Below are 21,236 nucleotides of genomic sequence, written 5' to 3'. Positions count from 1 at the left end.
CCTCTTATTTCTTTAGCTCCTCTAGCATCTTCGCTTCGTCCCATATGTCGATATTGAGTTCTTCTGCTTTTGTTCGTTTACTTCCAGCTGCTTCACCGGCGATGACCAAATCTGTCTTTTTGCTGACACTACCTGCTAATTTACCGCCAAGTGCTTCGATCGCGGCTTTTGCCTCGTTTCGAGACATATGCTCTAGTTTCCCTGTGAGAACAATTGTTTTTCCTGCAAAGTAAGAATCACTTTCTTCTGCTTTCACCGGCTTTGGTCCTGTGTAGCTCATGTTCACCCCAAGCTCTTTCAGTTCATTCAGAAGATCGAGTATTTCTTCTTTTTCAAAATAAGTGACGACGGCGTCTGCCATTTTCTCACCAATTTCATCTACTTCGAGTAATTGTTCTTTCGTTGCTTGTTTCAATTGATCGATGTGTTCAAAATGCGTAGCCAAGGTTTTGGCCGCTTTTGAGCCAATAAAGCGAATGCCAAGACCAAATAATAGGCGCTCAAGTGAATTGTCCTTCGACTGCTCAATGGAACGCAGTAAATTATCGACTGACTTCTCACCCATCCGTTCTAGCTGAATGAGCTGGTCTTTCGTTAATCGATAGAGATCTGACACTCGTGACACAAGCTGTTCTTTGAAAAGCTGGGTAATGACCCGCTCACCTAGACCATCAATGTTCATCGCATTTCGAGAGACAAAGTGAATCAGTCCTTCGCGAATTTGGGCAGGACATTCCGGGTTGATGCATCTTAAAGCGACTTCGCCTTCGATTCTGACAAGTTCGCTTTGACATTCTGGACATTCACTCGGCATATGAAATGGCTTTTCTTCACCTGTACGCTGATCAACAAGGACACCCGCCACCTCTGGGATAATGTCGCCAGCTTTTTTCACAATGACTTGATCATATAGACGAATATCCTTCTCTTTAATCAAATCTTCATTATGAAGTGAGGCTCTTTGCACAGTCGTTCCTGCTACTTTGACCGGTTCTAGTATCGCTGTTGGGGTGATGACACCTGTCCGTCCAACACTTAATTCAATATCAATGAGCTTCGTCACAACTTCTTCTGCTGGGAATTTGTACGCCACTGCCCATCGAGGACTTTTGGCTGTAAAGCCAAGCTCCTCTTGCTGAACGAGTGAATCGACTTTGATGACAATGCCATCGATTTCATATGCAAAGTCAGCGCGCTTTGTTTTCAGTGTTTCGATCAGTTCAATGACTTCTTCAATCGACTGACATAGCCGTCTTTCTTTGTTTGTTTTAAAGCCAAGTTCATCGAGGAGATCAAGTCCCGCGCTTTGCGTTTCTACACCGATTTCATCAAGCTCCGCTATACTGTAGACGAATATATCGAGATTTCGTTTCGCTGCAATTTTCGTATCAAGCTGACGAAGTGAACCTGCAGCCGCATTACGCGGGTTTGCAAACGGTTCTTCTTCGTTTTGTATTCTTTTTTCATTTAATGCTTCAAAAGAAGGTTTTGGCATAAATGCCTCGCCTCTTACTTCAATAGAAAGAGGGCGTTGAATTTTCAGCGGGATGGAACGAATCGTTTTGAGGTTTTCCGTAATATCCTCACCAGTTGTCCCATCACCACGTGTGGCACCACGAACAAACATGCCATTTTCATAACGGAGAGAAACAGCTAGTCCATCAATTTTGAGCTCGACATTGTATGCCACTTGGTCACCTACTGCTTGTCGTACTCGGCGGTCAAAATCAAGAAGGTCTTGTTCATTAAACGCATTTCCAAGACTTAGCATTGGTGTACCGTGACGTACTTTTTGGAAGGCATCTAAAACAGCGCCCCCTACTCGTTGTGAAGGTGAATCCGGCGATTTTAAATCAGGATGCTCCTCCTCAAGAGAGATCAGCTCACGCATTCGCTCATCATATTCAGCGTCAGGAACACTTGGACGATCCAGTGTGTGATATTCATAGTTGTATTGATTCAAGATATGGTGAAGTTCCTCGATCCGGCGTTTCGCTGCTTCTTTTTCCATCTGCTTCTTCCTTTCAACCATTTTATGATCGTTATGTCTTATTGCTTCTCAATTGGCGCAAATGCTGCGAGGAGTCGCTTTATGCCTGTTGGACTTGGGAAGGCAATATCAAGCTCTGTACTATCTCCGCTACCTTTCACACTCACTACCGTCCCAACGCCCCATTTTTTATGGGCTGCTTTATCGCCCACAGCCCAGCCAATACTGCCGGCACCTGTGTTTTGAATCGTTTGTGTTTGAGGTCTTGAGACAGGTCCGCGTCTTTGTGGTCTCTCTCTTGTTTGGCCAAACGGTGTTTTCGTTTCTTTTTTCTCATTTAGGTTGTCCAATAAATCGGCTGGTATTTCTCGAATGAATCTTGATTCAAGGTTCATATTCGTTCGGCCGAATAGTGTTCTCATCTTCGCGCTCGATAAGTAAAGCTCTTCTTCGGCTCGAGTAATACCGACATAAGCCAGACGGCGTTCTTCTTCCATCTCGGCATCTTCCATTAAAGAACGACTATGCGGGAAGACACCTTCCTCCATCCCCATTAAGAACACAACAGGGAATTCTAGACCTTTTGCGGCGTGAAGAGTCATTAAGATGACGGCATCCTGATCTTCTTCCTCATTCTCATCCAGCTTATCAATATCTGCGACAAGGGCGAGGTCTGTCAGGAAGGTCACTAGTGATTTGTCTTCATTTTGCTCTTCAAAGTTCTTCGTAACAGATAGAAACTCGTCAATGTTTTCTAATCGGCTTTGTGCTTCAATGGTCTTTTCAACCTTCAGCGCTTCACGGTAGCCTGTTTTTTCTAAAATTTCTTCTGTTAATTCTGTGACAGATAAATAGTCCTGCATGTTCGTCATTTGATCAATGAGCTGTTTGAACTCATCAAGTGCATTCGCTGCCCTTGCACCAAGTCCAATGAAGTCCACTTGACCAAGTGCTTCAAACATTGATAAATCGTTCATCTCTGCATATGCTGCAATTTTTTCTACAGATGTCGCACCGATACCGCGCTTTGGTACGTTAACTATCCGTGCAAAACTAATATCATCATCAGGGTTTGCGACAAGTCGCAGGTACGCCAAAATGTCCTTGATTTCTTTTCTGTCGTAGAACTTCGTGCCGCCGACAATGTTGTATTGAATGTTTGCCTTCAGTAATGTTTCCTCAATCACACGAGACTGGGCATTCGTCCGGTAGAGGATGGCAAAATCGGATAATGTACGCTTTCCATTTTGATGAAGCTCACGAATCTTTCCAGCGACAAATTGCCCCTCACCGAATTCGTTATCTGCTCGGTAATAGGCTATCTTCGCTCCTTCATCATTTTCTGTCCAAAGGTTTTTTGGTTTACGGTTTGCATTGTTTTGAATGACCGTATTTGCAGCATGTAAAATCCGTTTTGTAGATCTGTAATTTTGCTCAAGAAGAATGACTTCACTGGATGGATAGTCTTTTTCAAAGGAAAGAATGTTTGTAATATCCGCTCCACGCCAGCGATAAATCGACTGATCTGAATCTCCAACTACACATATATTTTGAAAACGCTGAGCGAGTAGTTTCACAAGCATGTACTGCGCCCTGTTTGTATCCTGATACTCATCCACATGAATGTATTGGAATTTCCGCTGATAATGCTCTAATACTTCGGGAACACGTTCAAATAAGCGAATCGTCATCATAATCAAATCATCAAAATCAAGCGACTGGTTTTTCAGTAATCGTTTTTGATAATCTGAATACACATCACTTACAACTTGATCGTAAAAATCTCCTGCTGTTTTGGCATATTCCTCTGCATCAATGAGTTCGTTTTTTGCGCTACTAATAGACCCTAAAATACTGCGCGGGTCAAACTTTTTAGGATCGATGTTTCGTTCTTTTAAAATATTCTTAATCACGGACAGCTGATCAGATGTATCTAAAATGGAGAAATTACGGTTCACGCCAATTCGATCGATATCTCGTCTTAAAATACGGACACACATGCTATGAAATGTGGAAATCCAAATCTCATCTGCACCAGGTCCCAAAATGGCTTGTACACGCTCACGCATTTCTCGTGCTGCTTTATTCGTAAACGTGATCGCCAAAATGTTCCATGGAGCCACATGCTTTTCTGCCATTAAGTACGCAATACGATGGGTGAGGACCCGTGTTTTACCACTTCCTGCGCCCGCCATTAATAAAAGCGGACCGTCTGTTGCTTTCACCGCTTCTTTTTGGGCATCATTTAGCCCTTCTAATAGATGATTCGATATTTCATTCATTTCATTCACCGCCAATTCGAACTTATGTTCTATTCTAACCCGTTTCGTCTTGTTTGACTATGATGTTTTTTTGACTGCATCAACTGTCTTGAGCGCTTCTTTAAAATTGTCATAAATGACATTTCCTACAACCACCACATCCGCATGCTGTGCAAATTCTTTTGCCTGCTGTGCGTTCTGAATGCCACCACCATAAAATAGAACCGTTTCCTCAAGCACCGCTTTTGTTTCTTTGACAAGTTCTATATCTCCAAGCATCCCGCTATATTCCAGATAAAAAACAGGGAGTTTCATTAGATGCTCTGCCACCCTTGCATATGCCCGAACATCATCTATATCCAACGCAGTATGAGCGTCTGTCAGCTTGGCTGCTTTACAATCTTTATTTAAAATGACATACCCTTCCGGCACAATTTCTTCCATTGACATGAGATCACCGTATTCCTTCATCGCATCCTTGTGAAGTCCCACAATCCAATCTGGATGAGAGCTGTTTAACACACTCGGAATAAAATACAAATCGAACCCTGGCACAATCATCTCATGTGTCGAGATTTCAAGTACACACGGCACAAGGAATCGGCGCACTTTTGACATGAGGTGCAACACGTTATCCTCCGTCACATTGTCACTGCCGCCAATCAAAATGGCATCCGTACCAGATTCGCAAATCGCTTCTAACTGTTCATCAGTTATCTCTTTATTTGGATCGAGTTTAAAGACATGCTTCCACTCGGTAACATCATACATGAAAAACGTTCCTCCATTCGTTTCATTCCATTTAAACATTATACCAAAATCAGTGACTGCAAAAAATGGGTATCATCCTTTAGTTAAAAGTTTCATTCTTTTGAAAATAGGGCTTGGTTTCGCAAAAATAAAACAAGACAACACCATCCTGTTGTCTTGTTTGTTATTCCTTTGAAGATTTCAGCACGTATTTCACTATGAAATAGCCAAATGTGAAGACGAGAAGTACGATCAACACCCATTTCATATCAACAAAGTAGATCGTGGCTGCCACCAACATGAGGATACTTACATCCAGCTTATTCTCAAGCCTTTTATGCCTCAGTACAAACAAGATCCACGATGCTAAAAAACAAATCGATCATGCTTGATTCTCCATTTCCAAAAGACGAAGGTTTCGTGATCAGCTGATGTATACTTATCTTACATTTGAATTGTCAATCATTTCATCTTATAATGATCACCATACTTCTATCAAGCAGGTGACCTAATGAAAAGAACCATTACATATGAGAGAAAAATAGATATTGGATACATCTATGTCATTCCGGGTTTAAAACGGTTGAAGATAAACGAAACGATTGAGTTAGACACCAATGAATGCATCAACGTAGACATCGATCATAATCATAGAATCGTTGGCTTGGAGCTATTTGCAGAAGAAGCAGATGTTCTTCATCACACTCCGGTTCAAGACGATATGTATTCCTTGCGCTTTACAGAGCAAAACATTCTATCAACCTATCATTTTTCAGGAGTCGACTTCCACTTTTCAAAGCCAGATCACGAAGGCTTTATCGGATTTGATATTGTCGATCAATTGAAATATAAAGCCCTGTTAAAGTAAAAACCGTTTTGAACATGTCAAAACGGTTTTTGCGTTTATTGTCTCACTTCGTTAAAATAATGGACTGATGTCATTGCCCCTTCATCAACCATCTTGTTATCTTGAATATCCATCGGATCGGGGTGACCGGCTTTTTCGGACACTTTTGGTTCTGATTTTAACATGCTTGCCCATTTTTTAAGATGCTGTTTATTTTTAACGGCTAAAAACACCGCACCTCCAACACCTAATCCTGCCAGTACATACGCATTTCTTGGACGTTTATTCATCAATGTTCCCTCCCCATTTGTTCTTATTTGTATGTTCCCCCACCTCTTCGTTTATAAACACGGCACGGCAGTTGGATGTTCTACACATGAATCAAGAAAGAACAGAAAAGAGGAGAACGAGTTTGCGTGAAAAAAAAGTTCGAGGTATGAAACGAAAGACGAATCAGATGATCAGACGGATAGAAGCACGGACGCTGACGTTTCCGGAAGAATGCCATCATGGGTATTGGCACTTACCTCTACCAGTTGCACAAGACTTTATTGGTTCGCACAATACACCCCAAAAGATCAAACGACTATGTATTCAAACACTTTTAGATAGAGCCAAACATCTCATTGAATTAAAGCCAAAGGACGGAGATCGTTATCGTGTCGTGGTCGCAGTAGATCTTCCTGGATTATGGTGGTCACAAATCATTGTGTTTAAAGGGGATTCTTATTTTAAAAATTTCTTCAATAGAAACAATGAATATCAAAAATGGATTCCCCTCTCAGATCACAGAAACCTTCAAACAGAATGGTCGTTATCTATCCCTCAAGGTTGGGAAACAACAGGCTTCAAACAAATCATCATGGAGGAAGACGGCTTTCAGGAAGAAAATGAATGGTGGTTTATTGGCGAGCTAAAGGAATAGAAAGCATCCGATGACATAAAAAAACTGTAAACACATCCATTTTTGTCAAACAGATGTGTTTACAGTGAAAGCTGACTTATTTTGTTTCGTCGTTTGTCTGTTGTTCTGCTACACGGTCAAGTGCCATCGTATAAGCATCATTTCCATAGTTCAAGCAGCGTTTGACACGGGAGATGGTCGCAGTACTCGCACCGGTTTCCGTTTCAATTTTATGATACGTATTTCCCTCGCGTAGCATACGAGCTACTTCAAGACGCTGTGATAAAGATTGGATTTCATTGATGGTGCACAAGTCATCAAAGAAACGATAGCATTCTTCCAGGTCTTTAAGGGATAAGATGGAGTTGAATAACTGATCTAAGCTTTTGCCCCTTAATTTATCAATTTGCATCTTTATTCATCTTCTCCTTTACTATTCACACACCGCTCAAAACTCACATTGAAGAAAGCGGTATCTTTCCTGACTATTTTTTCAATCTCAGCAATGAACTTTGAATGAATCCTGACAGGTTGTCAGGTTCTTTCGTAAGCCGAAGCTTCTTTATCGTAAACAAATTCGACAAGTTTTGTCATATTCCTTGTGCGATCATCTAACAAACTTGTTTGCTTCCGATATCAGGAGACTTCTGCTTGAGTTGGATTTGCCCTAAATACAGTATGTGTTGAAAACAAGACGAGACATCACACATATGCCCCGTCTTGCCAATCATTCATTTACTTATGTTTGATTGGTCAGCATGGCCGACCGATTCATTTTACAATAGGGCACGTCGTTTGTCATATCAAAGCCCTTTGCTCTATTAACATCTGTGGAAAACGGTCTCACCTCACCTATTACAATAGAAAGGATAGGTGCTACCCCACTCTGTTATATTTTAACGCATTATAGACGGAAAGAGTACAGTTTTTTTCATGACATCAAATATTCCCCTTGGTGTCACTCGAATATACGGCAAGTGTGTACTTTGGAAAAAGACGAGCGTATCAATAGGACAATCGAATGGATAACCCCGCTCAATGAGCAATTCACGTAATGTTTGTTCCTGCCTTAGAACTGTTTCAAACGGTTCAGCCGATGCACATCCAGCCAATTGGAGTGGGATTTCATGTAGAATTTTTCCGTTTTCGGCAAGCACAATTCCGCCACCAATTTCTTTCATACGCTTATGCGCCAGCATCATATCTTCTTTATTTTTTCCAATGACTAGAATATCACCAGTTGTTGAAAAAGAACTCACAAAGCCTTGCACCTTGTTAGCAAATCCTTTTAGCATCGTATTCACACGCCACTCGCCTTTTCTGTCAATGAGGCTAAAGAAGCTTTGGTCATGATCACACGATAGCTGGTTCACAGAGTTATCAATCTCCACTGTATAAGGCTCCATAATCACGGCATTTCTCATTTTAACACCAAGTGGCATAGAGAATTGCAAATCGCTCATCGTTAAATCGTAGCCTAAGTCTAACGGCACAAGTCCACCATTTTCCCATTTCGTTTCTTGAAATTGATGCTGATGTTCACCTTCTAATTTCAAAAGAACGCCTTTGGATATCACCGTCTCAGGATTTGGGTTCGCCGGATCATCTAAAATGTTCACAGATGCGAGTCTTCCAGGTCCGACTACGCCTAATAAATCGTCCATTTGATAGTATTTCGCAATGTTAAATGTCGCCATATTATACGCGTCGATGATAGGTACACCTTCTTCAAGTGCAAGTGAAATCAAACGATTGATCATGCCTTCCTCATAAAAATGAGGAGCAGCTCCATCTGTTGTATAGAAAAAGTGGTCATACTGCCTAAAGTCACGCTCATGCAGTTCTCTTAAGATGGTGACCAAATCAGGTCGAATGGAAGAATGACGCAATGACACATAGTAGCCAAGTGACAAGCGTTTTAGCACATCATCTGCATTCATTGCTTCATGATCACTGTCTGCTCCAAACAGCTTCATTTTTGTTAGCGTTTTCTCAGAAGCGCCAGGGAAATGACCTTCAATTCGTTTTCTCTGCTTTTTCGTTTCTTGCATGCAATATAAAATGAGATCATCACCATCCATCAACCTTGGCCAGCTTGTTAATTCTCCGCCTTGAATAACGTCAGGGTGATCAATCCATTCCTTTCGATAGTTCACTGGAAGCATCTCATCTTCATATCGCACTTCTGTTTGAAGGTCATACCGTGACCACCAGAAATATTGAAATGGCTGCTTTTTAAGCTCACAAAGAGTCGAAAGCGCTTTCTTTTTGTTGCTTTGCAAGAGTAGAAATAAGTTATCACAGACCATTGTTGTCGTGCCAAATTGGGACACATATTCTGCAAGTGATTGGGGATTATAAATATGGAACGGATGTGCATGAGGTTCGATATAACCAGGCACAATGTATTTTCCTTCACAATCAATGACACGTTTTGCTAATTTATTTTGAGGAAGCTCTGCTCCGACATAAACAATTCGATCATCATGTATCCAAATATTTGCCTTCACCCATTGCCTCAGAAACGGGTTTAGCACAAGTCCATTCGTTAAAAGGAGTGTTGGCACGATTTTTGAGTCGACTACATCGATTTGTGTGCGGATGTCATTGTTTCTCCAATTAAAAGTACGTTCGGACATTCACATACTCTCCTTCATTTGTATTAGCCCTATCGTAACATAAGGAACCTTGTTACGCATTACTCAATCGTTACAATTTATTGAATTTATACTTTAAATAATTTAAAAAGGAGGTGCAAGATGATGAAACCTAATATAGGCTTAATGGAAGCGCTGATCAGAATTGCATGTGGCATGACGATATGTACTGTGGCTGGATCTATTTATACAAGAAAACCGTGGTGTAAAATGATGCTATTTTCCATCATGCTTGGTGGAATGAAGATGGCTTCTGGTATTCTTCGTTTTTGTCCAGTGACGTATATGTGCGAACAGCAGAGCACACAGAAAGAGAAGGCTGAGTGAGCAAGCCTTCTTTTTATGCCTTGTTTTTGTCATCACGTTGCCACTTCGCACCATTTCACGATTGTGCCTGCGATAATTTCGGCTGCTTCTATCACATGTGCTATGTCAATGGATTCATTTGGGTAATGGGCAAGCTCTGTTGTTCCAGGCCCAAATACAATGACCGGGATATTGGCTGCTTGAGATAGCAAACCGCCATCTGTCCCCCAAGGAGCGGCTTCAACCTTTGGTTTCTTTTGTAAAACGTCTTCGTATTGTGCTTTTAATATTTCTAGAAGCGGGTGATGAGAATCAATGGAACCTGGCAGCCATCTCGCACCAAACCATTCGACCTCCACCGGATGGTCTTTAAACCACTCATCCTTTTCAGCAAGTTTTGACATCCATTGCTCTAATTCTTTTTCTGCTTGCATCACAGTCTCACCCGGCATCACCCCAAGTCTTCCTTCCATTGTGACAAGGTCTGCTACAGAGGATGGCCAATCACCGCCCTGAATTTTCCCGATATTGATCGGAATCGGAATAGGTATGTTGTTGAAAAGCGGGTCTGTGACACGTCTATTTCGCTCCTCTTCAAGTGCCGCGATATGTGAAAGAACCAATGTGCTCTTTTCAATTGCGGATACGCCGTGGTATCTTGTTCCGCCATGTGCAGCCCGCCCTTTTATATGCAGCCTAAACCATTTTGATCCTTGTTGAATCGGAAAGATTTTCATGTGACTTGGTTCTGGAATGATCGCTGCATCAGCCGTATACCCCTTGAGTATCGCCGCAAGCGTCCCTGCTCCTCCGCTCTCCTCTTCGACTACACTATGAAACACCACATCTCCTTTCAGCGGTATTTGAAGAGCACGAATCGCCATCAGTGCGAAGAGTAAAGAGACGTTTCCACCTTTCATATCTGTTGCCCCGCGTCCATATAGTCTCCCATTGATGATATGCCCACTATAGGGCGGATATGTCCATTGCTTCAAATCTCCTGCAGGTACAACATCGACATGACCATTTAATAAAATCGATTTGCCACCCCCTGTACCTTTTAATCTTCCAGCAACATTCGGACTCTCCTTAAACGAACGCCGAGGTGAGTAAAAATAAGGGTGCTCTAGCAAATCATCATCGCCGATATCCCATACGTCTATATCAAACCCAATTGCAGAAAGTTGATCCGCCACAAGTTGCTGTACACCTTTTTCATTTCCTTGTGTGCTCTCACATTGCACCATTTGTTGGAGAAGCTTAATGGCCTCCTCCTGATGTTCCCTCATCCATTTTTTCATCCGAGTGTGCTGCATGTTGGTCATCCTTTCTATACAACAGATTTGACATCAGGCGCTAACATTAACGGAGCGTCTGTCGCCCTTATGACGTCTTCCGGCTGAAACGGAGGCATGACTTCACGCAAGATTAACAACTGAGACTTCACCTCAATGACTGCCATATCCGTAATAATGAGATCCACACATGATGGGGCTGTTAATGGTAAGGTACACGCTGATTTTATCTTTGACTGTCCATGCTTATCGAGATGGCTCATCACCACCACCACTTTTTTGGCTTTTTGCGCTAACTCAATCGCCCCACCCATACCGGGTACTCGTTTGCCTGGCACAATCCAGTTCGCAAGGTCACCGTGACTGCTTACTTCAAGTGCGCCTAAAATGGTCATATCCAGCATTCCTTTTCGAATGATACCAAATGCAGTGGTGCTGTCCATATAGGAGCCGCCCTTCTTTAGCGTAATCGGAAAACCGCCTGCATTGCACAAATTCGGATCTTCCTCTCCTTGTTTAGGAGAGGCGCCCGCTCCCATAATGCCATTTTCAGCGTGTAACCACACATGGTAATGGGCAGGGATATATTCTGCCGCAAGTGTCGGAATTCCGATTCCAAGGTTCACAATCATGCCATCTTCAATTTCCTGCGCCGCTCTTTTTGCAATGCGGTGCCTTACATCGATGTCTCCCATGCCCATGTCCAGTTCACTCCTTTTGATTGGACGATTTGGTTTACAAATACGCCAGGTGTCACAATTTCTTCTGGATGAAGCCCACCAATCGGCACAACCTCTTCTACCTCTGCAATGGTCCAATCTCCTGCCATCGCCACAATGGGGTTTGTATTCCGTGCGCTTTTATCAAAGACAAGATTTCCTGCTTCGTCCGCTTTTCGTGCATTGACGATAGACACATCTGCCGTCAGTGAAGGTTCAAGGATATATTCCTGTCCGTTTATTGTCACCAATTGCTTTTCGTCTAAATTGATACTGTCCATCCCAACATCTGTCACAATCCCAGCTAGCCCCATTCCCCCAGCCCTTATTTTTTCTGCCAAAATGCCCTGTGGGTAAAAACAAACATCTAGTGTACCTTCTTGCATTTTCTGTCCTGCTACCGGATTTGAGCCAATATGGGAAGCGATGATTTTCTTCACTCGCCCTTCTGTGATGAGAGGACCCACCCCAATTTGCGGGAACCCTGCATCGTTCCCGATTAATGTCAGGTCTTTGATATTTGCTTCTAGGATGGCTTCGATCAAAGATGGTGGGGATCCCACTCCGCCAAATCCGCCAAACATGATGGTCATCCCATCCTGCAAACGCGTGATCACGTCGTCAAAGCTCGCTGTTTTGTTCATGCTCTCTCCTCCCCTACATGGCAGATGGGAAAAACCCTTGATTGATTATTTCTTGTTCGACCTGCGCCATCGTCTGCCTGAATAAATCAATGAGTTCATCCATTTCTTGCTGCGTAATGGATAGCGGTGGCGCAATCATCACGGCGGCTCCTCCCACTCCATCCTCTCCTGCGCTTGCTGGATAAACGAGCAATCCATTTTGCTTTGCCGTCTCAACGACCAAATGAGTCATTTGTGCATGGGCAGGGAATGGGGTTTTAGATAATCGGTCAGCCACAAATTCGATGCCGATTAACAGCCCCTTCCCTCTTACATCTCCAATGATCGAGCTGTTGGCTTGCACTTCTTTTAAAGCATTCATTAAATATCGACCTGACAGATCAGCCCGGTCAGGCAACTGATGTTTTTTCATATATCGAATCACTGCCAGCGAGACAGCTGCCGAGAGCGGATTCGCACTGTACGTATGACCTGCCATGACCACGCCTGATCCCTTGAGAATAGGGTCGATCACGTGATCTGCTGATACCGTGGCTGCGATCGGTGAATACCCAGCACTCATGCCTTTTCCGAGAACCATAATATCTGGTACAACGCCCCAATGCTCCATGGCAAACATTTTCCCAGTTCGCCCAAAGCCTGTCATAACTTCATCTGCAATGAGTAAAATGTCATTTTCCTCACAGACACGTTTCATCGCTTCAAAATATCCGTCTGGTGGCACAAGTGCCGCCCCCGCCGCTCCGACGATTGGCTCTGCAATAAAAGCAGCAATCCTCTCTTTTCCTATACGCTGTATAACGGTTTTTAATTCCTGTACATACCATTCCACCTGCTTGTGCTCTTCTTTTGGCAACCATGAGCGATAAACATATGGTGGAGAAAGGACTGGGTGTTTTTCAAGCAATGGTTCAAATCGCTCTCGTCTTGCAATATGGCCTGACATTGATAGTGCCCCGAGTGTGATGCCATGATAACTCATCCTCCTTGAGATGATGTGATTCTTTTCGGTCTTTCCTTGCTCCTGCCAATGCTGAATCGCTATTTTCATCGCAGTCTCCGTTGCCTCTGACCCGCTTCCCACAAAAAATGACCAATTCAGATTCCCTGGACAAAGTGTACTTAATTCATAGGCAAGTTCTTCTGCTGGTTCATTTGTAAATTGCGACCTGTACGTAAAGCTCACCTTTTTCGCTTGCTCTGTCATGGCATCAATAATCTCTTGTATGCCATGTCCAATACTTGCGGTAACAGCACCAGATGAACCGTCTATATATCTTTTTCCGTCCCGATCATATAAGTAAATCCCCTCTCCTTTCACAGCCACAGGATAATTATGATTCAACATCGGTTTGATTAAGTAATCCCGGATCTCCACTCTGTCATTCCTCCCTCTCTCGTCAGCAGCTGTCCGTTTCTTTTTACATGAATCGCAAGAAAATTTTGTATACTTGGTATAAGATTAGCTTAATCAAGAGGGCTGTCATCCTCCATTCGCCACATGCCCGAATTTCGCATGCATTTTTTATACATCGTGTATAACTGTGTTCAAAAGGAGGTCAAGAGTCTATGGCGATTCTCGTGAAAGAGGCACTCTCGCTCGATGCCATGAAGGAAACAAAACTGCTTGCTGGAGAAAACGGACTAGATCGACTGATTCAGTGGGTAACCATTGTGGAAATTATTGAAGACATATCTAGACTTTCTGAAGGTGAGTTACTTGTCACCACGGGTTTCGGGCTTGCCGAGGATGAGGATAGACGAGAATGGCTTGTGCAATTGATCCAATCTCATCGTCTATCGGCGATTGCGATTTATAAAGGGGTGTACTTAACGGAGATTCCCCCGTCCCTCATACAGGCAGCCAATCACAGTGGCATTCCGCTCATCGAGATTCCTGCACATGTCAATTTCTCAGACATTACGAAAGCTTTATTAGAGCAAATCGTCAGCAGTCAACTCCACCAACTGAAATACTCAGCGGCCATTCATCAAAGACTTACCCATTTAAATGTAAGCAATAAAAATGTGACACAAATTACGGATGAACTGGCGCTTTTAACTTCGGCAAATATCGTGGTTCTAGATGTGTTTCTACATCAAACAGCCGCTCGTCTTTTGAATGATGATGTGACGTATTCTCCTGCCGGAAGCTTTCTGACGGATCGTGAACCGATTGAGACGACATCCCTTCTGAAACAGGCGGAAGAAAAAGGGCGACTCGTCTATGATACATGCGATGCGTTTGTACTTGCGGCATGTCCTGTGATTGCAATGGGTGATATTTTTGGGTTTATTGTGTCTTTAAAGAAAAAAGAAGAATGGCATCATCTCGACGCGATTGCCATCGAGCACGCCGGGGCAGTATTTGCGATTGAATGGCTGAAACAAAAAGCCATCCAAGAGACAGAAAATCAACTACAAGGGCACCTGCTAGATGACATTGTGCAGCAGCATTATACAGAAGAAAGCTATGTCATCGAACAAGCGACAAAGCTCCAATATGATATAAGCGATGAGCAGGTCGTGATGTATGTTCAATTTCAACACCAGCACACACAACTCGATCATCAAATGGTGCAACGCCTTTCACAATTACTCACATCAATATTTGAACGGAGACAGATTCCTTTCTTACTCAAAGCAAGGCTCGATTCCATCTATGTCCTGACACCGGCTGGGAAGAAACCATTTCAAGAAACAACATGGTATGACGCATTAGAGGAGTGCCGGAGTACTTGGTCTTATTTTTTCCCCCTTCACCCGATTATCATTGGTATTGGCAAGGCCTATGACCAGATCAGCCTATTTTCAAAAAGTGCAAAAGAAGCCCAGTATGCAGCAAGGCTTCTTCCTCTTCTAAAGACAGATGAAAGCATCATACATTATCAGAAGCTCGGCTTATACGGTATGCTTCTTGAAATGAACGAGGCTGGCATGAATTTGCACGATTTTTACGTAGAGCTGTTAAGCCCGTTACTTTATACAAAAAAACAAGGGGCTGATCTCATCCATACACTCGAAGTGTATTTGGCCCACAATGAAAACATTCAAAAATCTGCCGGAGAGTTGTTTATCCACCGGCATACGTTAAGCTATCGGCTGAAACAAATTGAAACGAGAACAGGCTGCAGCCTCAAATCTACTGACGATCGGATGAAGCTACAGCTAAGTATCATGGCTTACCGCCTCTCTGGTCTCCTTGATCAGATGAGAACCATCTCATGATTCATTCGGCGTTTTCACCCATAGATTCATATCTTCTATTTTGTCAAAAATATAACAGTTGTTTTGGAAACGCCCTGTATACGTATAGCCCAGTTGATAGAATACTTGATTCATCCCATAAGACAACGCTCGCGCAAGCGAATAAAAGACATAGATCTGCATAGATTGAAGCTCTTTTTCAAGTGCGACAATTAAATGATGCATGAATCCTAGTTTTCTATAAGAGGGAAGGGTTGCACAATCGGTTAGTTCTGCATTCCCATACGTCACATTGACCTCAGCAGATGCTGCACTTACGATATGACTGTCATGTTCGACGACATAAAATACAGTCCCTTCCTCCATCACCTTTTCGATATAATCCGCCTCGTTCATAGGAGTTGGATACGTCTCAAAGACGGCATCATAGAGCTGCGCTAACTTGTGAACATCCTTTCCATCAGCTTTCCTCATCACATAATGATCCTGCCACATACCAGGCTCTTTTTTAATCGGCTTCGCTTGAATCGATGCAACCATTTCATCTTCCTTTAACCAGTACGGGCTGTTCATCCGATCTTCTGTGAGAAAAAGCGACATTCCGTACGCATCACTTCCTAAAAAATAATGAGAAAACACACCTTCAAGCCGGAACCCCTTTTCTAAAAAAAGAGGCATATGCTCTCGCCTTACTTTCACAATGACCTTCGTCGCCTTACAGTCGGCTGCTTCCTGAAGAACTGACTGAATGACACCTCGCACATGTCCACTATAATCATCCAAACGAATTCGCTGATTAAATGGATCTATACAGATCAAGGCAGAAAAACGCTCGTTCGCAAGTTCCTTCAATTGCACCATACACTCATTCCTCTCCTATGATTCAGCTAATGAAGAACGTCCAAAAGGAAAATGTACCAGAAGAAGTTGAAATGATCCTATAACGAATGGCTGAACCTTTTTTGAATTTGTTTTGCTTGATTGCTACACGCATCATTTGATTTGAAACGACTAGAAATAAAAGATTGCATCGATCATAAATGCCGTGATTTCCATGTTTCCTCCCAATCTATTCGTGATCACATACTACTTCTTTATATTTGATCGGCATCCCTTCTCATGATCAAAAGAAGCAAAAAAACACCTTTCCATCTCATCAGATAGAAAGGTGTTTTGATTAAATCGATTTCTCCGCAGCCTTCAGCGCACGGGCACCAATGTCGCGGCGATAAAATAAGCCTGGTTGCATGATTTCTTCAACCGCTTGATATACTCGGGATCTTGCGGCTTCAAATGTGTCATCAAATGCGGTCACATTCGCAACACGTCCGCCATTTGTGACGAATTGATCGTTTTCTCTTTTTGTTCCTGCATGGAATGTCACCACATCAGAAACCGTTGTTTGCAAATCACCGATTGGCGTGCCTTTTGCGTAGTCTTCTGGGTATCCCTCTGATGCAAGAACCACACTGACAGCGGCTGTATCTTTCCACTGTAAGTCCACATCTTGTCCATCTAGCATGTCGAGGAAGACTTGAACTACATCCGATTCTAGACGAGGAAGCACCACTTGCGTTTCAGGATCGCCAAAGCGTGCATTAAACTCAATGACCTTTGAGCCTTCTGGTGTCAGCATTAAGCCCGCATATAAAATGCCTGTAAATGAGCGCCCTTCCTGCACCATTGCACGGGCTGCCGGCTTCACGACTTCTTCGACCGCTTTTTGCACCACTTCTTCTGAGATGTGTGGAACCGGAGAATAAGCGCCCATACCGCCAGTGTTTGGCCCTTTATCATCTTCAAATGCTCGTTTGTGATCTTGAGCGATCACCATTGGATATACCTTTTCTCCATTCACAAAGGCCATGAGTGAAAATTCTTCCCCTGTTAAAAATTCCTCGATGACAACAGATGCACTCGCATCGCCAAACTTTTCATCCTCTAAAAAGTCATGCAAGCAATCAACTGCTTCTTCAAGTGTCATTGCCACTGTCACGCCTTTTCCTGCTGCGAGACCATCTGCTTTAATGACAATCGGAGCGCCCTTTTCTTCCACATATGCCTTCGCTTCTGCAAACGATGTAAAGCTTGCATAAGCGGCTGTAGGAATGTCATATTTTTTCATTAAATCCTTTGCAAATTCCTTTGACCCTTCGATGATCGCCGCCTTTGCATTTGGTCCAAAGACTTTTAGACCTGCTTCTTCAAAAGCATCGACAACACCTGCAATCAATGGAACTTCAGGACCAACGATTGTTAAGCCAATATCGTTTTCTTTTGCAAAACGAATCAGTTCTGCATGATTGCCTTCATCGATAGGTACAAGACGAGCGACGCCTGTCATTCCATCATTACCGGGTGCAACAAATACTTGGCTGACAAGCTCACTTTGATTCACTTTCCATGCGATGGTATGCTCTCTTCCGCCTCTGCCGATAATTAATACGTTCACACTGTCATCCCCTTAATGTTTGAAATGTCTAACGCCAGTGAAGACCATAGCAATGCCGTATTCATCTGCCTTTTGAATCGATTCCTCATCACGAATCGATCCGCCTGGTTGAATGATCGCGGTGACGCCTGCCTTTGCCGCAGCTTCCACTGTATCGCCCATTGGGAAGAAAGCATCAGAGCCTAGCGCGCTGCCTTTCGCCTTTTCACTCGCTTGTTCAATGGCAATGTTAGCCGAGCCAACACGGTTCATCTGGCCAGCACCGATACCTACTGTCATTTCATCCTTTGCAAGAACGATCGCATTTGATTTCACATGCTTGACGACTTTCCACGCGAGCTTTAAGTCTTTCCATTCGTCCTCTGACGGCTCTCTTTTCGTTGGGATAGAAATCGTTGCTTCATCTAAGCCGTATGTGTCAATATCCTGTACGAGTAATCCGCCATGAACACTTGTTAGCTGCTTTTCTTTTTTCTCAAGATCCGCATCGACATCAAGTGTTAAGAGACGAAGGTTCTTTTTGGCTGTAAGCACATCAAGTGCTTCTTGGCTAAACGATGGTGCAATGACGATTTCTAAGAAAATCGTATGGAGGACGTCTGCCGTTGCTTTGTCTACTTCACGGTTTAGCGCAACAATGCCGCCGAAAATAGAGGTTTCATCTGCTTTAAATGCACGATCAAATGCTTCTGCAATGGTTGCGCCTGTACCAACACCACATGGGTTCATGTGCTTCACAGCAACAGCAGCCGGTTCAGTAAATTCACGCACAATTTGAAGAGCGGCATCCGCATCTTTGATATTGTTATAGGAAAGTTCCTTCCCATGTAATTGTGTAGCAGTTGCCAAAGAGCCTTTACTTGGCAGTGCATTCTGATAGAACGTAGCCGCTTGATGCGGGTTTTCTCCATAACGAAGGGATTGTTTTTTCTCAAATGTCACTGTGAACTGTTCTGGCTCCGTTTCGCCAACATAGTTTGTTAGATAATCAGCGATGAGGGCATCATAAGCAGCTGTGTGACGGAATACCTTTGCTGCAAGCTCACGTTTCTTCTCTAGCGACACGCCGCCTTCTTTGATTTGCTGAATGACTGCATCATAATCACTCGGGTCAACAATCACCGTGACGTCTTGATGGTTTTTCGATGCAGCACGAAGCATCCCCGGTCCGCCAATATCAATGTTTTCAATCGCTTCTTCATACGTCACATCATCTTTTGAGATCGTCTCTTTGAATGGATAGAGATTCACGACAACAAGATCAATTGGCTGAATACCGTGCTTTTCAATCTGTGCCATATGCACATCATTTTCTCTCACTGCCAATAGTCCACCATGAATGTTAGGATGAAGCGTTTTGAGTCGTCCGTCCATGATTTCAGGGAATCCAGTCACTTCTGAAATTCCAATGACATCAATGCCGTTCTCTTGAAGAAGCTTGTGTGTACCTCCAGTTGAAATCACTTCAACGCCAAGTTCTGTCAATTCTTTCACAAAAGGTACAATATTAGTTTTATCGGAAACACTGATTAGTGCGCGTTTGATCGTCATGCCTTTGTCACCTCATTAAGATAATTCTAAAAGTGATTTGATCACTTTTGGATATAGTGTATGTTCTAGTTCGTGCATTCTTTTTTCAATCGATTCAAGGTCTTCGCCTTGTTCTATTTGAATCGCAGCTTGGTCAATAATCGGTCCGGTATCCATCCCTTCATCGACAAAGTGGACGGTGATTCCGGCCACTTTCACACCTGCTTGGTACGCTTGCCCAATGGCATCAAGCCCTGGAAATGCCGGTAGTAAGGATGGGTGGATATTCACGATTTTCCCTCTGAATGCGTCAAGTAATGTTGGACCAATGAGTCTCATATAACCAGCGAGGAAAATCCATTCCACCTCATGCAGCCTAAGCTGTTCTATGATGGTTTGTTCAAAAGCAGCTTTACTCGAGAAAGCCTTCGGTGTAAATGTAAAAGAGGGAATGCCCTCTTTCTCAGCACGCTCCAGCACCTTCGCACCCGGCTTATCACATATCACAATGGCAGCCTGTGCCTGCCACTGTTCTTCTTTTAACGTATCAATGATCGCTTGAAAATTCGTCCCGCTTCCAGAGGCGAAGATCGCAAACTTCTTCATGAGAGGCTGCCACCGCCGAATGTGACGCCTTCTCCTTTTTGAACACGCCCAATGAGAAATGCTTTCTCACCATCTTGTTCAAGTCCGTTGATCACTTCAACTAAATGATCCTCTTTCACTGCTAAAACAAAGCCGATGCCCATATTAAAGACATTAAACATGTCCTCTGCCTTCAATTGTCCCTTTTCTTGAATGAAAGAGAAAATAGGCGGTACTGGCCAAGAGCCGTTATCAATTTCAACACCAAGACCTTCAGGAAGCATACGCGGTAAATTCTCAATGAAGCCGCCGCCTGTCACGTGTGCCATGCCATCAACTTTACCAGCTTTTACTTGTTTGAGAACGGGCTTCACATAAATTTTCGTCGGTTCTAGCAGCTCTTCTCCAAGTGGTCTTGTAAAAGGTTCATATGTTTTATGAAGGTCAAGACCAGCGTCTTCAAGCAATACTTTGCGGACAAGTGAATAGCCATTGCTATGTATCCCGCTTGAACTAAGTCCAATGAGCAAATGTCCCTCTTGGATGTTTTCTCCTGTCACGATTTCATCCTTTTCAACAACACCTACAGAAAAACCAGCAATGTCATATTCTTCTTCTGTATAAAGCCCTGGCATTTCTGCTGTCTCTCCGCCGACAAGGGCCGAACCGGATTGCTCGCATCCGTCAGCCACACCTTTTACGATCGACTCGATTTTCAAAGGATCTGCTTTTCCAACGGCTAAGTAATCTAAGAAAAAGAGCGGTTCTGCCCCTTGTGCAAGCACATCGTTCACACACATAGCGACAGCATCTACGCCGATTGTATCGTGTTGATCCATTAAAAAAGCGAGCTTTAATTTCGTGCCAACCCCATCCGTTCCTGAGATAAGAACTGGCTTTTTGTATGGCAGCTCAGATAAATCAAACATCCCGCCAAATCCACCGAGAGCACCCATGACTCCAGCTCTCTTTGTACGCTCCACGTGTGTTTTCATTCGTTTGACTGCTTCGTACCCTGCCTCGATGTCAACCCCGGCGTTTTTATATGCTTCAGACATCCTCTTCACTCCTTTGGTCTGCTTCTCGTCC

19 protein-coding genes are annotated in these 21,236 nt (G+C 43.4%); 4 read left to right on the top strand and 15 right to left on the bottom strand.

What is annotated here, in order from left to right; translation table 11 throughout:
* Positions 1-4: 4 nt before the first annotated feature.
* From ligA to AB1K80_RS08590, 3 genes are read right to left on the bottom strand one after another with little or no spacing between them, the layout of a single operon-like run.
* Positions 5-2,011, bottom strand: a complete 2,007-nt coding sequence (gene ligA, locus AB1K80_RS08600; RefSeq protein ID WP_412856203.1) for an NAD-dependent DNA ligase LigA — start codon at positions 2,009-2,011, stop codon at positions 5-7.
* Positions 2,012-2,049: 38 nt separating this feature from the next.
* Positions 2,050-4,272, bottom strand: coding sequence for a DNA helicase PcrA (pcrA, locus tag AB1K80_RS08595; RefSeq protein ID WP_412856202.1), 2,223 nt, complete (start codon positions 4,270-4,272; stop codon positions 2,050-2,052).
* A gap of 57 nt (positions 4,273-4,329) precedes the next feature.
* Positions 4,330-5,022 (bottom strand): heptaprenylglyceryl phosphate synthase, encoded by a 693-nt coding sequence (locus AB1K80_RS08590; protein WP_412856201.1) that lies wholly within the window; start codon positions 5,020-5,022, stop codon positions 4,330-4,332.
* A gap of 490 nt (positions 5,023-5,512) precedes the next feature.
* Between AB1K80_RS08590 and AB1K80_RS08585 the strand changes: the two genes are divergently transcribed.
* A complete protein-coding gene (locus AB1K80_RS08585; protein ID WP_412856200.1) occupies positions 5,513-5,869 on the top strand; it encodes a DUF2283 domain-containing protein in 357 nt (118 codons plus the stop codon).
* A gap of 35 nt (positions 5,870-5,904) precedes the next feature.
* Here AB1K80_RS08585 and AB1K80_RS08580 read toward each other — a convergent pair whose 3' ends face one another.
* On the bottom strand, positions 5,905-6,138 hold the full coding sequence (locus tag AB1K80_RS08580; protein WP_412856199.1) for a hypothetical protein: 234 nt from the start codon (positions 6,136-6,138) through the stop codon (positions 5,905-5,907).
* Positions 6,139-6,260: 122 nt separating this feature from the next.
* Between AB1K80_RS08580 and AB1K80_RS08575 the strand changes: the two genes are divergently transcribed.
* Complete coding sequence (locus AB1K80_RS08575) at positions 6,261-6,773, top strand: DUF3916 domain-containing protein (RefSeq protein WP_412856198.1); 513 nt, start codon at positions 6,261-6,263, stop codon at positions 6,771-6,773.
* A 76-nt stretch (positions 6,774-6,849) separates the two neighbouring features.
* On the opposite strand, the gene AB1K80_RS08570 is transcribed toward AB1K80_RS08575, so the two are convergent.
* Complete coding sequence (locus AB1K80_RS08570; protein WP_058015515.1) at positions 6,850-7,164, bottom strand: YerC/YecD family TrpR-related protein; 315 nt, start codon at positions 7,162-7,164, stop codon at positions 6,850-6,852.
* 484 nt (positions 7,165-7,648) lie between these two features.
* The gene (locus AB1K80_RS08565) at positions 7,649-9,391 is read right to left on the bottom strand and encodes an adenine deaminase C-terminal domain-containing protein (protein ID WP_412856197.1); all 1,743 of its coding nucleotides are present in this window, start codon (positions 9,389-9,391) and stop codon (positions 7,649-7,651) included.
* A 123-nt stretch (positions 9,392-9,514) separates the two neighbouring features.
* On the opposite strand from AB1K80_RS08565, the gene AB1K80_RS08560 reads away from it, so the two are divergent.
* Positions 9,515-9,736, top strand: coding sequence for a DUF2892 domain-containing protein (locus AB1K80_RS08560; RefSeq protein ID WP_412856196.1), 222 nt, complete (start codon positions 9,515-9,517; stop codon positions 9,734-9,736).
* Positions 9,737-9,768: 32 nt separating this feature from the next.
* On the opposite strand, the gene AB1K80_RS08555 is transcribed toward AB1K80_RS08560, so the two are convergent.
* From AB1K80_RS08555 to AB1K80_RS08540, 4 genes are read right to left on the bottom strand one after another with little or no spacing between them, the layout of a single operon-like run.
* Positions 9,769-11,040, bottom strand: a complete 1,272-nt coding sequence (locus AB1K80_RS08555) for a peptidase (RefSeq protein WP_412856195.1) — start codon at positions 11,038-11,040, stop codon at positions 9,769-9,771.
* 5 nt (positions 11,041-11,045) lie between these two features.
* Entirely contained in the window at positions 11,046-11,711 is a 666-nt protein-coding gene (locus AB1K80_RS08550) for a 3-oxoacid CoA-transferase subunit B (RefSeq protein WP_412856194.1), read from the bottom strand.
* On the bottom strand, positions 11,687-12,373 hold the full coding sequence (locus tag AB1K80_RS08545; RefSeq protein WP_412856193.1) for a CoA transferase subunit A: 687 nt from the start codon (positions 12,371-12,373) through the stop codon (positions 11,687-11,689). The genes AB1K80_RS08550 and AB1K80_RS08545 overlap by 25 nt, the downstream gene beginning before the upstream one ends.
* A 13-nt stretch (positions 12,374-12,386) precedes the next feature.
* A complete protein-coding gene (locus AB1K80_RS08540) occupies positions 12,387-13,751 on the bottom strand; it encodes an aspartate aminotransferase family protein (protein WP_412856192.1) in 1,365 nt (454 codons plus the stop codon).
* A gap of 191 nt (positions 13,752-13,942) precedes the next feature.
* Here AB1K80_RS08540 and AB1K80_RS08535 point away from each other — a divergent pair, with 191 nt between their 5' ends.
* A complete protein-coding gene (locus AB1K80_RS08535) occupies positions 13,943-15,601 on the top strand; it encodes a PucR family transcriptional regulator (RefSeq protein WP_412856191.1) in 1,659 nt (552 codons plus the stop codon).
* Here AB1K80_RS08535 and ablB read toward each other — a convergent pair.
* The 5 genes from ablB to purM form a co-directional block, all read right to left on the bottom strand.
* Positions 15,596-16,441 (bottom strand): putative beta-lysine N-acetyltransferase, encoded by an 846-nt coding sequence (ablB, locus tag AB1K80_RS08530; RefSeq protein ID WP_412856190.1) that lies wholly within the window; start codon positions 16,439-16,441, stop codon positions 15,596-15,598. The two genes, AB1K80_RS08535 and ablB, sit on opposite strands and share 6 nt — an antisense overlap.
* A gap of 316 nt (positions 16,442-16,757) precedes the next feature.
* Complete coding sequence (gene purD, locus AB1K80_RS08525) at positions 16,758-18,032, bottom strand: phosphoribosylamine--glycine ligase (protein WP_412856189.1); 1,275 nt, start codon at positions 18,030-18,032, stop codon at positions 16,758-16,760.
* Positions 18,033-18,044: 12 nt separating this feature from the next.
* A complete protein-coding gene (purH, locus tag AB1K80_RS08520) occupies positions 18,045-19,583 on the bottom strand; it encodes a bifunctional phosphoribosylaminoimidazolecarboxamide formyltransferase/IMP cyclohydrolase (protein ID WP_412856188.1) in 1,539 nt (512 codons plus the stop codon).
* A 15-nt stretch (positions 19,584-19,598) separates the two neighbouring features.
* On the bottom strand, positions 19,599-20,168 hold the full coding sequence (gene purN / locus AB1K80_RS08515; protein ID WP_412856187.1) for a phosphoribosylglycinamide formyltransferase: 570 nt from the start codon (positions 20,166-20,168) through the stop codon (positions 19,599-19,601).
* Positions 20,165-21,205, bottom strand: coding sequence for a phosphoribosylformylglycinamidine cyclo-ligase (purM, locus tag AB1K80_RS08510; protein WP_412856186.1), 1,041 nt, complete (start codon positions 21,203-21,205; stop codon positions 20,165-20,167). The genes purN and purM overlap by 4 nt, the downstream gene beginning before the upstream one ends.
* Between the last annotated feature and the right edge of the window lie 31 nt (positions 21,206-21,236).

This window comes from Bacillus sp. 179-C3.3 HS, from assembly GCF_047229225.1.
In the GTDB taxonomy this organism is placed as follows: Bacteria; Bacillota; Bacilli; order Bacillales; family Bacillaceae; genus Bacillus.
The sequence above is the reverse complement of the archived record's forward strand: the minus strand, read 5'-3'. Positions and strand labels throughout refer to the sequence as shown.